The 14,315-nt window shown below is 34.7% G+C and carries 14 protein-coding genes; 5 read left to right on the top strand and 9 right to left on the bottom strand.

Annotation, left to right across the window (positions count from 1 at the left end; translation table 11 throughout):
• Window positions 1-38: 38 nt before the first annotated feature.
• The 7 genes from E0Z07_RS00940 to rsfS form a co-directional block, all read right to left on the bottom strand.
• Entirely contained in the window at window positions 39-839 is an 801-nt protein-coding gene (locus E0Z07_RS00940) for a superoxide dismutase (protein WP_006258764.1), read from the bottom strand.
• Window positions 826-1,098 carry an acyl-CoA-binding protein gene (locus tag E0Z07_RS00935; RefSeq protein WP_006258762.1) on the bottom strand — a complete coding sequence of 91 codons (273 nt, stop codon included), beginning with the start codon at window positions 1,096-1,098 and terminating at the stop codon, window positions 826-828. The genes E0Z07_RS00940 and E0Z07_RS00935 overlap by 14 nt, the downstream gene beginning before the upstream one ends.
• Before the next feature lie 3 nt (window positions 1,099-1,101).
• Window positions 1,102-1,755: a phosphatidylserine decarboxylase family protein gene (locus E0Z07_RS00930; protein WP_006258761.1), complete on the bottom strand. Its 654-nt coding sequence runs from the start codon at window positions 1,753-1,755 to the stop codon at window positions 1,102-1,104.
• A 2-nt stretch (window positions 1,756-1,757) separates the two neighbouring features.
• A complete protein-coding gene (locus tag E0Z07_RS00925; protein ID WP_006258760.1) occupies window positions 1,758-2,558 on the bottom strand; it encodes a phosphatidate cytidylyltransferase in 801 nt (266 codons plus the stop codon).
• A gap of 1 nt (window position 2,559) precedes the next feature.
• A complete protein-coding gene (locus tag E0Z07_RS00920; protein WP_006258759.1) occupies window positions 2,560-3,171 on the bottom strand; it encodes an LUD domain-containing protein in 612 nt (203 codons plus the stop codon).
• Window positions 3,172-3,285: 114 nt separating this feature from the next.
• Window positions 3,286-5,250 carry an ATP-dependent zinc metalloprotease FtsH gene (gene ftsH / locus E0Z07_RS00915; protein WP_006258758.1) on the bottom strand — a complete coding sequence of 655 codons (1,965 nt, stop codon included), beginning with the start codon at window positions 5,248-5,250 and terminating at the stop codon, window positions 3,286-3,288.
• Window positions 5,251-5,268: 18 nt separating this feature from the next.
• Window positions 5,269-5,640, bottom strand: coding sequence for a ribosome silencing factor (gene rsfS / locus E0Z07_RS00910; protein ID WP_006258757.1), 372 nt, complete (start codon window positions 5,638-5,640; stop codon window positions 5,269-5,271).
• Window positions 5,641-5,739: 99 nt separating this feature from the next.
• Between rsfS and E0Z07_RS00905 the strand changes: the two genes are divergently transcribed.
• Window positions 5,740-6,471 carry a biotin--[acetyl-CoA-carboxylase] ligase gene (locus tag E0Z07_RS00905; RefSeq protein WP_006258756.1) on the top strand — a complete coding sequence of 244 codons (732 nt, stop codon included), beginning with the start codon at window positions 5,740-5,742 and terminating at the stop codon, window positions 6,469-6,471.
• Between the two features lie 357 nt (window positions 6,472-6,828).
• Here the strand turns inward: E0Z07_RS00905 and msrB are convergent, their stop codons facing one another.
• Both msrB and E0Z07_RS00895 read right to left on the bottom strand, forming a co-directional pair.
• Complete coding sequence (gene msrB / locus E0Z07_RS00900) at window positions 6,829-7,305, bottom strand: peptide-methionine (R)-S-oxide reductase MsrB (RefSeq protein ID WP_006258755.1); 477 nt, start codon at window positions 7,303-7,305, stop codon at window positions 6,829-6,831.
• A 4-nt stretch (window positions 7,306-7,309) separates the two neighbouring features.
• The gene (locus tag E0Z07_RS00895) at window positions 7,310-8,176 is read right to left on the bottom strand and encodes an alpha/beta hydrolase (RefSeq protein ID WP_006258754.1); all 867 of its coding nucleotides are present in this window, start codon (window positions 8,174-8,176) and stop codon (window positions 7,310-7,312) included.
• A gap of 115 nt (window positions 8,177-8,291) precedes the next feature.
• Between E0Z07_RS00895 and E0Z07_RS00890 the strand changes: the two genes are divergently transcribed.
• The 4 genes from E0Z07_RS00890 to lon all read left to right on the top strand — a co-directional run bounded on the left by E0Z07_RS00890 (window position 8,292) and on the right by lon (window position 14,186).
• Complete coding sequence (locus tag E0Z07_RS00890) at window positions 8,292-9,107, top strand: M48 family metallopeptidase (protein WP_006258753.1); 816 nt, start codon at window positions 8,292-8,294, stop codon at window positions 9,105-9,107.
• Window positions 9,108-9,158: 51 nt separating this feature from the next.
• Window positions 9,159-10,457, top strand: a complete 1,299-nt coding sequence (locus tag E0Z07_RS00885; RefSeq protein ID WP_006258752.1) for an MFS transporter — start codon at window positions 9,159-9,161, stop codon at window positions 10,455-10,457.
• Window positions 10,458-10,544: 87 nt separating this feature from the next.
• The gene (locus E0Z07_RS00880; protein WP_006261852.1) at window positions 10,545-11,516 is read left to right on the top strand and encodes a hypothetical protein; all 972 of its coding nucleotides are present in this window, start codon (window positions 10,545-10,547) and stop codon (window positions 11,514-11,516) included.
• A gap of 201 nt (window positions 11,517-11,717) precedes the next feature.
• Window positions 11,718-14,186 carry an endopeptidase La gene (lon, locus tag E0Z07_RS00875; protein WP_006258750.1) on the top strand — a complete coding sequence of 823 codons (2,469 nt, stop codon included), beginning with the start codon at window positions 11,718-11,720 and terminating at the stop codon, window positions 14,184-14,186.
• The last annotated feature ends 129 nt before the right edge of the window (window positions 14,187-14,315 follow it).

Below are 14,315 nucleotides of genomic sequence, written 5' to 3'. Positions count from 1 at the left end.
TTATAAAGTAGGCGTTTTTTTGTATAGATGATATCTTATTATTGAACTTGTGTAATAGGAGTTGTAGTAATAACTTTAGGTCTATAAAGTTTGTTAGCATAATCCCAATTCAAATGTTTAAAACACATTTCTAAATAGGCTGTAATGTCTTCTTCGTAAGTAGGGTAATAGGCATGTTCCCATAAGTCTATTCCCAGAAGAGGACTTCCTTTAGCTACTTCAGGCATTGTAGGAGAGTCGTTGTTTACAGTTGTAATGACTTGTAATGTTCCGTTAACCTGTACTAACCATAGCCAGCCAGACCCAATTAGAGCATTTCCTTGCGTTATAAACTCTTTCTTAAACTCTGCCATAGAACCAAAGGATTCTGTTATAGCATTTTTAAGGCTCTCATTAGGAGTTTTTTCTTCTAATGGAGAAATAGAACGCCAGTAGATATTATGATTGTAATATGCTCCTGAGAAATTCTTTAGTTTAGGGTAATTATTATCAATTTTAGCCACTAAGCCAGATATACTATCTCTTTCAAATGGAGTACCATGTACAGAGGTGTTTAATTTATTAGTATAGCTTAGATGGTATTTGTCGTAATGTATATAAACGCTTTCAGGTTTTAATATATCAACATAATCACCAAAACCATGACCAATACCTTGCATTTCGAATGGTCCTTGTTTAGTTTTGATAGTATTAGGATCCGGAAAGTTAGAATTTTTAGTGATAAAAGATTCCCTTTCTGGTATCTGTACTTCTGTTAGTTCTTCCTTGTTATTACAAGAAGTAAGTAGAACAAAGTTCAGAGTGATTACAGTGATTAATGTTACCTTAAGCTTTTTCATTATCTAATATTTCTTTCGCTAACTTAATGTATTCTAATTTAGCTTCTTCTATTGTTAAATGACTTACTTGTGTCCAAGCATTAAATTTAAAAGCACGTTTAAGATCACTAGACATATCTTCGAAATCTTGGTGGCTTAATCCATTTGTAGCTTGTTTGTAAAAAGCATAGATGCGCAACATTACATCAGGAGGAAGGTTCTTAGCCTCTCTTGAAATTCGCTCGTATGCTTCTGTAAAATCTAAATCTAAATTGCTCATTATTTATTTGTGCGCAATAACAGTTTTATTACCAATTGCTTTTTGATTTAATACCACATCAACTTTTGTGCCTAATGGTAAATATAAGTCTACTCTTGAACCGAATTTAATAAATCCAGCATCAGTACCTTGTACTACTTGCATACCTGGTTTAGCATAGTTAACAATACGTTTAGCTAATGCTCCAGCGATTTGTCTGTACATTACTTCTCCGAAAACAGGATTTTCTACTACTACAGTAGTACGCTCGTTCTCTTCACTAGCTTTTGGATGCCAAGCTACTAAGTATTTACCAGCGTGGTATTGGCTGTATTTGATAAGTCCGCTTAAAGCATAACGTGTTACGTGTACATTGATAGGGGACATGAACACAGATACCATTAATCTTTTTTCTTTAAAGTATTCTGGTTCGTAAACTTCTTCTATAACAACAACTTTACCGTCTACGGGAGCTAAGATTTTATTATCATCAGCCGTAACAGTTCTGTCAGGGTTTCTAAAGAATTGTAATATTAGAATTAAAAAGATTAATACTATTGATTGCAGGACTACTCTTAGCCATGGAATACTAGCACATAGTACATCAGCTAAAACTACTAATACAGCAGCTATTACTAATGAAAAGAAAATGATTTTAGTTCCTTCTTTGTGAAACATAGTTATAAAATTTGATATATTAAATACAAAAATGGTGCTACAAATATAACACTGTCTAGTCGATCTAAGATCCCACCATGCCCTGGCATGATAGCACCGCTGTCTTTTACACCAGCCTCTCTTTTGAAATGAGATTCTACTAAATCCCCGATCGTTCCAAAAATGCTGACAAAAATAGCACTACTTATCCAAATTACAATATTAAAAAAGTCGAAATATTGACTTAAGATTGTTCCTGCAATAATTGTAAACAACATTCCCCCTAAAAAACCTTCTATTGTTTTCTTAGGTGATATTCTTTCGAATAATTTATTTTTACCAAATTTCTTTCCTGTGATATAAGCAAAAGTATCATTAGTCCAGATCATTATTAAAATACCAATAATGATTTGAGGAACATATACAGGCTGATTACCATCATTAACAAACGGTAAGTACTGAAGTGTCACAAATGATGATATTACATAACCTAAGAATATAATCATTTTGATAGGAAATGATCGATTAGGTTTTTTTGTAGTGAATAGTTCTGCTAATAATGCAAGAAGTACTACTGCTGCGAATATAGCTATCGCGTTAATAGGTAATATATCTCTATACCACGCAAGACATGCAGAAGCCATAAGAGAGATAATCATGGCTAATGATTTTGGTAGCTTGATTAGTTTTGCAAATTCGTATGATGCAATGAACATAAATGCTCCGAAAAGAATTTCAAAGCTAGTAGGTGAGTACAACGTTGCTCCAATCAAAAGCGCAATGTATACAACGCCTGATATTGCTCGAGTAACTGTTTCTGACATATTATAGATCTTCTAAAAGTAATAAATACAAATTCTTGGGAGTTCTACCATAACTTAAAAAATCGCTTTCATTGGTAGATTGTTTAAAGCAATTAAATGTTGTAATGTTACTAGGTAGTGCACTACCATATTTTCTCTTGATTTCTCTTAAGCCATCACTTTTTGTTCTTGTCATTTGACTAGTCTTAGCTAGGACTACAATATTATCAGGTAAATCGTGTGCTTTGTTATTCTTGATTTGTTTATCACAAAATAGAATAGAACCGTCTTCGGCTATTAAGTTTTCGCACCCAGAGAAAAAGAAAGTTGGGTTCTTTACTTCGCCATATTTTATATTGTTCTCTTGTAACATTGAGTACAGAGGACTTTCATACGTTTGTGCTTCAGTTTCAAACCAATCATTCTCTACGAGAATATTGATAAAAGATTCATTTAGTTCATCTAGCGTTTCACAGTATAGAAACTTGCCGCCATTCTCTTTAAAGTTTAAAGTAAAAAGTTCATCCACAGGAAGTTTTTCTTCAGGTAAGTATTGACTTTTATGCACAGCAGGGCTTTCCTCTACTGGGTCAGAAGGTTGAAATACTTTTAATAACTTCTTGAAAAAACTCATATTAAAATAAACTCCGATGAAATAAATTGATTAAGTATTCAAAGATAAAAAAAATCTTAACTTAAAGTTGCCTTTAGGTTAAGATTTTTAATGTTTATAGAGCTTGAACCTCTATTATTCTATGTTGTCTTCAGTTTTTGTTTCAGTAGTTAGATTAAGTTCTACTGCTCCTTCTTTATCAAAGGGTCTAGGACCGAAGATGTTCTCTAAATCTTGTTTGAAAATTACTTCTTTTTCACAAAGTAAATCTGCTAGTTGTACTAGTTTTTCTTTGTTCTCTGACAAGATAGAAATAGCTCTTGCGTATTGACCTTCTATCAGAGAAGATATCTCTTGGTCTATTACACGAGCAGTTTCTTCTGAGTACGGTTTAGCGAAACTGTATTCACTTTGTCCAGACGAATCATAATAAGTAATATTACCTAGTTTTTCGTTTAGACCGTAAATAGTAACCATAGCCTTAGCTTGTTTAGTTACTTTCTCTAGATCGCTTAATGCACCAGTAGATATCTTATCGAAGATTATCTTCTCAGCAGCACGTCCACCCATAGTAGCACACATCTCGTCTAACATTTGTTCTGTTCTCACGATTTGTCTTTCTGTAGGTAAGTACCATGCAGCTCCTAAACTCTGTCCTCTAGGAACGATAGTTACTTTCACTAGTGGAGAAGCGTGCTCACACATCCAGCTTACTGTAGCGTGACCTGCCTCATGTATAGCGATAGCATATTTCTCTTCAGGAGAGATGATTTTATTTTTCTTCTCTAGACCACCGATGATTCTATCTACAGCGTCTAAGAAGTCTTGCATATCCACCTCTTTTTTATCTTTACGAGCAGCTGTTAATGCAGCCTCGTTACATACGTTAGCGATATCAGCACCAGAGAAACCAGGTGTTTGCTTAGATAAGAAGTCGATATCTAGGTTATCTACTTTCTTAATGTTGCGTAAGTGTACCTTAAAGATAGCCTCACGTTCTTTAACGTCTGGTAAGTCTACATAGATCTGTCTGTCAAAACGTCCAGCTCTTAGTAATGCTTTATCTAATATCTCAGCACGGTTAGTAGCGGCTAATACAATCACGTTAGTATTAGAACCAAAACCATCCATCTCTGTTAGTAATTGGTTTAAAGTGTTTTCTCTTTCGTCGTTAGAACCAGAGAAGTTACTCTTACCACGAGCACGTCCTACAGCATCAATCTCATCAATAAAGATAATTGCAGGAGATTTCTCTTTCGCTTGTTTAAATAAGTCTCTTACACGAGAAGCACCTACTCCTACAAACATCTCTACGAAATCAGATCCCGATAGAGAGAAGAAAGGAACTTGAGCCTCACCAGCAACAGCCTTAGCTAATAAAGTCTTACCTGTACCTGGAGGCCCTACTAATAGTGCTCCTTTAGGTATCTTACCTCCGATAGAAGTATATTTTTCAGGGTTCTTTAAGAATTCAACGATTTCAACGATTTCTTCTTTCGCACCCTCTAATCCAGCTACATCTTTAAAGCTAACTTTAATGTCGTTTTTCTCGTCAAATAACTTTGCTTTAGATTTACCGATAGAGAAGATTTGACCTCCACCACCAGCTCCTCCGCCACCAGTCATTCTTCTCATCATGAATAACCAGAATCCGATGATGATGATGATAGGTAAGAAGCTGATTAAGATATCTCCCCAGTTGCTTTCTGGTTCAGATTTATATTCTTTAATCTTTCCTTCAGTAGTAGCTTTGTCTAGTTTTTCTTGAAACAATTTAGAATCTCCAATATCAGTTAAGAATTGAGGTCCTGCGTTTTCTCTTCCAAGAATATTATTTTTGTTTAAATCTTCAAATTCTTTGCTCTTTTGAGCTTCTGGTGTTAAATATACTTTAGCAACAGAACGGCTAAAGTCAATTCTTTCAACATATCCTTTATCTACATATTCATATAGCTTAGAAAGTCCCAGTTGTCTTGAGTTTCCAAAGCTGCTTCCATTAGTAAGGAAATTTATCACCAATATAATTACCAAGATACTACCATATAATACCCATGGATTAAATCTTGATTTATTTTGGTTAGGTTTCATATTTTCCGACATGAAATTTTGGTTTAGTGGTTAATACTGGCTGTCAATAGTCGTGATTTTAGCGTCTCCCCATAAGCTTTCAATGTTGTAGAATTCACGGATGTGTTTTTGAAACACGTGTACAACAACGTTTACGTAGTCCATTAAAATCCATTCTGCATTATCTTCACCTTCTACGTGCCAAGGTTTATCACGTAATTCTTTAGAGACTAATTTTTGTACAGAACCTGAAATGGCATTAACTTGAGTGTTAGAGTTACCATCAGCTATGATAAAGTAATCGCAAGGAGTGTTGTCTATTTCTCTTAAATCGATTATTGTAATGTTCTCACCTTTAACTGATTCTATCCCTTTTACAATGTTTGCAATCAATTCGTCGTTATTAATATTTTTGTCTGCCATTTATTTTTTGTCTTATTTTATTCTAGTTTAAATGTAATGTTTGCTAATTTTGGATTCAAATATAATGAAATCGATCAGATTAGTCTATAATTATTTTACATGAATATTATCAAACTCGATGCCATAGGGTCAACGAATACTTATTTGAAGGAAATATTAACGCATTCGAATCTAGAAAACTTTACTGTTGTCGTTACTGAAAACCAGTTTCAGGGCAAAGGTCAGAGAGGAAGTGTATGGAAGGGGGAAGTAGGTAGTAGCTTAACGTTTAGTGTGTTAGTGAAAGAATTGTTAGAGACCCCTGAGCACGTTTTTGATCTAAATATTCTAGTTGCTTTAAGTGTATATTCTAGTCTTAAAAAGTTATACAATCTGCCATTTAGTATAAAGTGGCCAAACGACATATTGTCATATAATAAGAAAATAGGTGGCATTTTGATCGAAAATATTATCAAAGCTTCCGGAGAAACCTTGTCAATAGTAGGTATAGGTATAAATGCTAACCAAGAAAACTTCGATCATTTACCACAAGCCACGTCATTATTCAAATTATGTGGTGATAAAGTAAATAAGGATGAACTTATGCATAGCATACTAGAGTCGCTGACAGTATACTGTCAGAAGTATCTAGCTTCTGGTAGCACATTTATATGGGAAGAATATCATCGAAGTCTATACCGTATTAATGTTCCTAGTGTTTTTGAACTGCCTAGTGGTATTCGTTTTATGGGAATTATACTAGGGGTGACTAAGAATGGACTACTCAGTGTGAAAAAAGAAGATGATAGTGTAGCGCTATTTGATATTAAACAAGTGAAGTTATTATACTGATAACTGCTCCGGAAGGAAGAGCCCTTCTTAAGGGCTGTACTGCCAGTAGATTTAGTATCTTATCACTTATTGTGATAAAGTAGTATGATATAGTTATGCTGTAGTGTTGTGTTTAGTGTGTCTTCTTTCTCTTTCCTTTATATCTTGTTTTATACTTGTAAGTGATGCGTACTTAATCATAGTATGGTTTGTCTGTGTTGACTCCGTTATATTAGATGTTTTAACGGACTCACTACGGACTCATAACGGACTCACTACGGACTCATTCGCTGCTAGATAGAAATATGAGTGAAGTGAAATAGGAAGTATACAAACAAAAAAAGAGAATAATTAAATCATTATTCTCTTTATCTATAGTTATTCTTGTTTTTTGAATTTTAATGAGATGGAGTTCATACAGTATCTCATACCTGTAGTCTCAGTAGGTCCATCTGGGAAGATATGTCCTAGATGTCCATTACAGTTAGAACAGGTCACTTCGATTCTCTTCATTCCATGAGATAGGTCTTCTATGTAAGTCACAGAACCTTCTATCGCTTTGTCAAATGATGGCCAGCCACAGTGTGCATCAAATTTAGTATCAGAGCTGAACAATAGTTGTCCACATCCTGCACAGTGATATGTCCCTTTTTCGTTAAAGTCGTTGTATTCTCCAGTGAATGGACGTTCAGTCCCTTTTTCTCGTAGTACATAGTACTCAGCAGGGGTAAGGGCTTGTTGCCATTCTTGTTCTGTTGTTGTTTTATCTTTTTTCATCTTTGGTATCTTTTGATAGTTTACATCTTTACAGGCTAATATACTTAGAATGATACAACCGAATACAACTATTTTCATTTATCTATTGTTCTATGAAAGCTTTGATGCGTTCTATTATTTTTTTATCTCCTAAGATCTTGCGGTGTCCAAGACCTGATGTGATCATAATCTCTGCATTCTTGCTGTGTTTTTTAATCGCATAAGCTGCTCTTACATTAACGTCTACATCATCTTCATCATGCATAATTAGAAGCGGAATGTCTATTTCTTCTGCTGCTAAGTGTACAGTGTAGCTCTCCATAGTTTGGTTAAACTGAGTTTCGAATCGTTCTTGAATCTTTTTAGAGATAATAGGTTTTAGTTCTATTTGTTTGACGAAGTCATCTATTACATCCTTTACCACGTCTCCACTTCCTAGTATGACAGCTTTTTTAGCTTTTAGACCATCTCTAAGCGCATTCATGGTAGTCATTCCTCCTAGTGAGTGACCGATAACGAGTTCGAATGGACCGAACTGTTTCTCTACTTCGAATGCAGAAGCAATAAATTCTGTCATATTCGTCTTCGTCTTAGGAGACTTGCCATGACCAGGTGCATCGAAGCTAACGACGTCATATCCAGACCTCATGAGCATATTAGCAATAGTCACTAGCTGTGTACCTCTACCGTTCCATCCGTGTATAAGAAGTGCTTTTTTATCAGCAGCTTTATTGGTTCCATATTGGTATACTACGATGTCTTTGCGCAGAGCTGGCACGGTTATTTTAGTGACAACACTTTTATCAAACATCTCCTTCTCTCTTTTTGGTGGTTTAAATTTAAGAGGAGTGATGAATAAGTTCTGAGCAAATCTAGTCGCTAGGTTATTTGAAAATAATTGTAATGTTTTTCCTATTACTATTATGCTTTTTGGTATTTCAAGCGATTGTTTTGGTTTTTGACTTTGCATTATAATAATGTTCTAAGGAGGTAAAATTACAAAATAAAAGAATCTAAAAGAATTATTATAAAAGTAAAAGTTTTTGAATTATGCGAATTCCTATTAATTTTGAAAATAAAAAATAATGAAAAAAATCGTATTCTCTATCGGAACTTTTTTGTTGTTAACTGCTTGTGCAACAAATCCTTTTACAGGAAAAAAAACGATGGCATTTACTTCTAATGCTGAGTTGTTTCCAATGTCTTTTTCACAATATGATACTTTCTTAAAGGAACATAAGGTGATAAAAGGGACAAAAGATGCACAACGTGTAGCTGACGTAGGTGTAAAAATTAAGAAAGCAGCAGAGGTTTGGTTGACGGCTAATGGGTATGGGAGTTATCTTAATGACTATAAGTGGGAGTATAACTTAGTAGATGATAAGGAAGTGAATGCGTGGTGTATGCCTGGAGGTAAGATTGTGTTCTACACAGGTATTTTGCCATATTGTCAGACAGATGCAGGAATAGCTGTAGTGATGGGGCATGAAGTCGCTCACGCATTAGCTAATCACGGACAACAGCGCATGAGTGCAGGTATGTTACAGCAGGCAGGAGCTGTGGCAATAGATGCAGCTACTGCTAAGTCTAGCGCTACGACTAAACAGTTAAGCGCAGGACTATATGGGTATGGTAGTAATGTGGCAGGAATGTTGCCCTTCAGTAGATCACATGAGACTGAGGCTGATAAGATAGGCCTGACACTAATGGCTATCGCTGGGTATAATCCAGAAGAAGCAGTTAGTTTTTGGAGTAGAATGGCTGCCAGAGATGGAAGTGGAGGTGGGAGCTCATGGATGAGCACACACCCTAGTAATCAAGAGCGTATTGCTAATTTGAAGAAATTAATTCCTGAAGCGAAAGCTGAAGCAGCAAAATTTGGTGTATCTTTCGGAAGATAAAAATAGAGTAAGCTACCTTTGGGTAGCTTATTTTTTTAAATAGACTAGACTATGAAAAGTTTTGTAAAAGGGGATAAAAAACTTTTAAATGCATGGGCGTTTTATGATTGGGCTAATTCTGTATATGCTTTAGTTATTTCGTCATCTATCTTTCCGTTGTATTATGGATCTTTATTTAGAGAGTTGAACATTGATAGTTTTGACTTTTGGGGAACCTCTATTAAGAGTGAGTCAATTATTAGTTATATCACTGCGATAGGATTCTTAATAGTATGTATACTATCGCCTATATTATCAGGAATAGCAGATTATCTAGGGACTAAAAAGTTCTTTATGAAGTTGTTCTGTGGTATAGGGTCTATATCGTGTATGCTTCTTTATTTTTTTAGTCTAGACTATATGCTATTGAGCTTATTGATCTATATGTTTGGGTTAATTGGTTTTTGGGGAAGTTTGGTTTTTTATAATTCATATCTTCCTGATATAGCATTTACTGAACAACAAGATAGAATAAGTGCAAAAGGATATGCACTAGGATATATCGGGAGTGTGATACTGTTATTATTAAACTTATTGTTAGTCATGAAGTATGACTTCTTTGGTTTTACAACAGCGATGACAGCGATGCGTTTCTCCTTTATATTAGTAGGGTTATGGTGGATAGGGTTTAGCCTTTATACTTTTAGGTATTTACCAGATTTTAAAAATGAGAAGAAAATTACTAAATCGTTATTTTTTAAAGGATTTAGAGAGTTAAAAAGAGTGTGGGGAGAGCTAAAAGAGTATGTTGCATTAAAGAGGTATTTAGTCGCTTTTTTTGTTTATAGTATGGCTGTACAGACGGTGATGATTATCGCAGCTTATTTTGGAGAAAAGGAAATCGCATGGGAAAACGATACTCAGCGTACGACAGGCTTAATATTAAGTATACTGATGATCCAGTTAGTAGCTGTACTAGGAGCTTATCTGACTTCTCTATTGTCAAAAAAAATTGGAAATATTTATACGTTATGTGTATTAAATGCGTTATGGATTATAATATGTCTATATGCATATACTATAATCACACCTAATGAGTTCTATGTGGCAGCTAGTTTTGTGGGATTAGTAATGGGAGGAATACAATCGTTGTCTCGATCTACTTATTCTAAACTACTACCAGAGACTACGGATACTACTTCATTCTTTAGCTTTTATGATGTAACGGAGAAGTTGGGTATTGTACTAGGGATGTCTATGTATGGACTAGTGAGTGATATAACAGGTAAGATGCAGAATGCTATATTGTTTTTAATCTTATTTTTTGCTGTAGGTTTCGTTCTACTATTAAGAATACCTAATAAAAGATAGAATTAGTATTAAAAAAGAAATAAGATTGTATTTTTGTTATTGAAATATTTTTAAAAATTGATTACTTTACGAATAGTAAGATATAATATGAAAAAGACATTTAGAATATTAGCGATTAGTTTATTTTCTATCACAGCTATGACCGTAGCTTCGTGTGATAATGAATCTTATGACTCTATCATAGAAGGTGAGCAGGGAGTAGGTAAGCCGATTATGACTATTCATAATCAGGGAGAGACTATCTTAATGAGAGAAGGAATAGTAGCTGAGTTAGATAAAAACGGACGTTTAGAAATAAAAGTGAAGTTAACAGGAAGTGAGAATTATGAAAATGACGAACTGATCCTTAGAACTTTAAAGTTTCAGTCAGGTAACTTTCCTACTAATGTGAATGAGAGTAATTACTATTCTTGGGAGAATAAGCTTCTGTATACTACGAAGGACACATTGCGTCCTAATATCGTGACAGGGATTATGTCTATAGGTAATATTAATAGAAAGGCAAGAGTATTGTCTGGTGATTTTGATATTAAGCGCATGATGCCAAGTATACAAGATGACCCTAACTTAAAGTCATTTCCTATTAGTGGAAACTTTGTAGATATCCCTTTTGTTAGAAAAGAGGCTACGTACTTAGAAGCGTTTGCAGATAATGAACCTTTTACTAATCCTGAGGAGTCTGTAGAAGTAAAGGCAGGAAGAGCATACGTATCTAGTATAGATGGTGTAGAGAAGACACAGAAGATAGTATTAGATTTTCCTTATAATAATGATATCGTTGTATCGAATGATCCTAAAGATTTTAAGAAATTAGGATGGTTTAACGTAGAGTATACTTCTCCTTATGGAGTTAAGTACACGTCTAAAGATGTGGCAGAGAGTGAAGGTTTCTTGCGTTTTGATTATGCAGAGAAAGATAAAGATGATCCTAATAAGTTTTTATTAAAAGGTAGATTTGAAGCTACTTTAGTAGGAGTGGAAGAAGAAGACCAAGATAAAAGAGTAAAAATCACTTATGGAGATTTTTCTGTTATAATTATTTCTTCTCCGAGTAAATAATATTTTGTATTTTAACATAAAAGAGAAAAAATCCTTGCCATAAGAGTAAGGATTTTTTTGTGGCATAAAGATTGAAATATTATATAGGTAGAACAATTAAAAATTAATGTTTTTGTTGGTAATCAGTAGGTTATGGGTGTGGTTGTAGTTAGGCTATGTCGAAAAAAAACTGTTAACTGACAAAATGACGTAAAAATACATATGGCAAATCAAAAAATAATAACATTTGACAACTTGTCGTTACAAGATTTAGGAGATGGTGATTCAGAGTTTATTCCAATTTTTTCGAGTGAAGATGAAGAAGAAATGAATAAAGAAGAGTTACCTACTTCACTTCCGATATTACCATTGCGAAACATGGTATTATTTCCAGGTGTAGTGATTCCTATTACAGCAGGTAGAGATAAGTCTATTGAATTATTAAATAGAGCAAATAAAGGAGATAAAACGATAGGTGTAGTAGCGCAGATAGATGAGGGTACTGATGATCCTGGTATCAATGAGATATACCATACAGGGACAGTGGCTCGTATTATCAAGTTATTAAAGTTGCCTGACGGAAATATCACAGTTATCTTACAGGGTAAAAAACGTTTTGAGATTACAGAACTAACACAAGAAGAACCTTATATGAAGGCTAATGTGGTGGCTCGTGAAGAGAAGCGCCCTAGCAAGAAGAATAAAGAGTTCTCAGCTATAGTTGATTCTATTAAGGAGACTGCTTTAGAAATTATCAAAGAGAATCCTAATATACCATCAGATGCAGCATTTGCTATTGAGAATATTTCTAGTGAATCTTTCTTAATTAACTTCGTTTCTTCTAATATGAGTATGGATATTGCTGATAAGCAACGATTACTTAATATAGATGATCTAAATGCTAGAGGATTAGAAGCTTTAAAGATGATGACTTTAGAGTTGCAAAAACTTCAGTTGCGCAATGATATTCAAACGAAAGTTAGAGTTGATTTAGACCAGCAGCAAAAAGAGTATTTCTTACACCAACAAATGAAAACAATCCAAGAAGAATTGGGTGGTTTCTCAAATGAAGAGGAGTTTGAAGAAATGCGTAAGAAAGCTGCTAATAAAAAGTGGTCTAAGGAAGTACAGGAGCGCTTCGATAAGGAGTTAATGAAGTTCCAAAGAATGAACCCTCAAGTAGCTGAGTTTGGTATTCAACGAAACTATTTAGAATTGTTTTTAGAGTTGCCTTGGAATCATTATTCTAAGGATGTCTTTAATTTAAAGAATGCTCAGAAGCAGTTAGATAAAGATCATTATGGAATAGAAGAGGTGAAGAAGCGTGTCTTAGAGCACATGGCTGTTCTGAAGTTAAGAAACGATCTTAAGTCTCCTATTCTATGTCTATATGGACCTCCAGGAGTAGGTAAGACCTCTATCGGTAGATCTATAGCAGATGCATTAGGTCGTGAGTATGTACGTATTTCTCTAGGAGGGTTACGCGATGAGGCAGAGATCAGAGGGCATAGAAAGACATATATCGGGGCTATGCCTGGACGTATTATTCAGAGTCTAAAGAAAGCAAAGACATCTAATCCTGTGTTTTTATTAGATGAGATAGATAAGCTGTCTTCTAGTCATAATGGTGATCCTTCTTCTGCATTGTTAGAAGTATTAGATCCAGAACAAAATCACGAGTTCTATGACAACTTCTTAGAGATGGGGTATGACTTGTCTAAGGTGATGTTCATCGCGACATCTAATAGTCTAAGCACTATACAACCTGCATTAAGAGACCGTATGGAGATTATCGAGATGACAGGGTATACGATAGAAGAAAAAGTAGAGATAGGAAAACAGCACCTGTTAGAAAAACAATTAAAGGCACATGGAGTAACTTCTAAAGATGTAGTGATTGGTAAAAAACAGATGGAGTTTATCATCACGAATTATACAAGAGAGTCTGGAGTACGTGGCTTAGATAAACAACTAGCACACATCGCTAGAGGTGTGGCTAAGAATATCGTGATGGAAGAGGAGTATAATGTGAAGATGACAGAAGAGGATATCAAAAAGATCTTAGGTACACCACGTTTTGAAAATGATAAGTATGAGAATAATGATGTGGCTGGTGTAGTAACAGGATTAGCGTGGACTAGTGTAGGAGGAGATATTCTATATATAGAATCAATTATCTCTAAAGGTAAAGGAGAACTATCTATCACGGGTAACTTAGGTACAGTGATGAAAGAGTCTGCTACTATCGCATTAGAGTATATTAAGGCTCATGCAGAAGAGTTAGATATAGCTCAAGAAGTATTTGATAATTATAAGATACATATCCACGTACCAGAAGGGGCAACGCCTAAGGACGGACCTAGTGCAGGTATTACGATGTTAACCTCTATGGTATCGTCATTTACTCAACGCAAGGTGAAAAAGAACTTAGCGATGACAGGTGAGATAACTTTAAGAGGAAAGGTGCTTCCTGTAGGAGGTATTAAAGAGAAGATTCTTGCAGCTAAGCGTGCTAATGTGAAAGAGATCATCTTGTGTAAAGATAATAGAAAAGACATCGATGATATTAAAGAAGAGTATCTTAAAGGATTGACTTTCCATTATGTAGATAAAATGGAAGAAGTCTTAGAGATCGCAATTACAAATCAGAAGGTAAAGAATGCTAAGAAGCTAGAAGTAGCTAAAAAGTAAAACTTATTAGATAGGATAGAGAAAGCCTCACTTTTATAAAAGTGAGGCTTTTTTAGTTATAAGAGGTTCTTGGCTGTATTTTGTGACCTTAAAATGATGGGAATTTTTACAGATTAACTTACTTTTGCT

Source organism: Myroides odoratimimus, from assembly GCF_004337635.1.
GTDB classification, from domain to species: Bacteria; Bacteroidota; Bacteroidia; order Flavobacteriales; family Flavobacteriaceae; genus Flavobacterium; species Flavobacterium odoratimimum.
The sequence above is the reverse complement of the archived record's forward strand: the minus strand, read 5'-3'. Positions and strand labels throughout refer to the sequence as shown.

Bases quoted from the DNA above. Each gene is read 5' to 3' on its own strand.
- E0Z07_RS00935 (WP_006258762.1), bottom strand. From the start codon at position 1,098: ATGAGCAATTTAGATTTAGATTTTACAGAAGCATACGAGCGAATTTCA.
- E0Z07_RS00895 (WP_006258754.1), bottom strand. From the start codon at position 8,176: ATGCAAAGTCAAAAACCAAAACAATCGCTTGAAATACCAAAAAGCATA.
- E0Z07_RS00890 (WP_006258753.1), top strand. From the start codon at position 8,292: ATGAAAAAAATCGTATTCTCTATCGGAACTTTTTTGTTGTTAACTGCT.
- E0Z07_RS00885 (WP_006258752.1), top strand. From the start codon at position 9,159: ATGAAAAGTTTTGTAAAAGGGGATAAAAAACTTTTAAATGCATGGGCG.
- E0Z07_RS00940 (WP_006258764.1), bottom strand. From the start codon at position 839: ATGAAAAAGCTTAAGGTAACATTAATCACTGTAATCACTCTGAACTTT.
- E0Z07_RS00880 (WP_006261852.1), top strand. From the start codon at position 10,545: ATGAAAAAGACATTTAGAATATTAGCGATTAGTTTATTTTCTATCACA.
- E0Z07_RS00920 (WP_006258759.1), bottom strand. From the start codon at position 3,171: ATGAGTTTTTTCAAGAAGTTATTAAAAGTATTTCAACCTTCTGACCCA.
- lon (WP_006258750.1), top strand. From the start codon at position 11,718: ATGGCAAATCAAAAAATAATAACATTTGACAACTTGTCGTTACAAGAT.
- ftsH (WP_006258758.1), bottom strand. From the start codon at position 5,250: ATGTCGGAAAATATGAAACCTAACCAAAATAAATCAAGATTTAATCCA.
- rsfS (WP_006258757.1), bottom strand. From the start codon at position 5,640: ATGGCAGACAAAAATATTAATAACGACGAATTGATTGCAAACATTGTA.
- E0Z07_RS00930 (WP_006258761.1), bottom strand. From the start codon at position 1,755: ATGTTTCACAAAGAAGGAACTAAAATCATTTTCTTTTCATTAGTAATA.
- msrB (WP_006258755.1), bottom strand. From the start codon at position 7,305: ATGAAAATAGTTGTATTCGGTTGTATCATTCTAAGTATATTAGCCTGT.
- E0Z07_RS00925 (WP_006258760.1), bottom strand. From the start codon at position 2,558: ATGTCAGAAACAGTTACTCGAGCAATATCAGGCGTTGTATACATTGCG.
- E0Z07_RS00905 (WP_006258756.1), top strand. From the start codon at position 5,740: ATGAATATTATCAAACTCGATGCCATAGGGTCAACGAATACTTATTTG.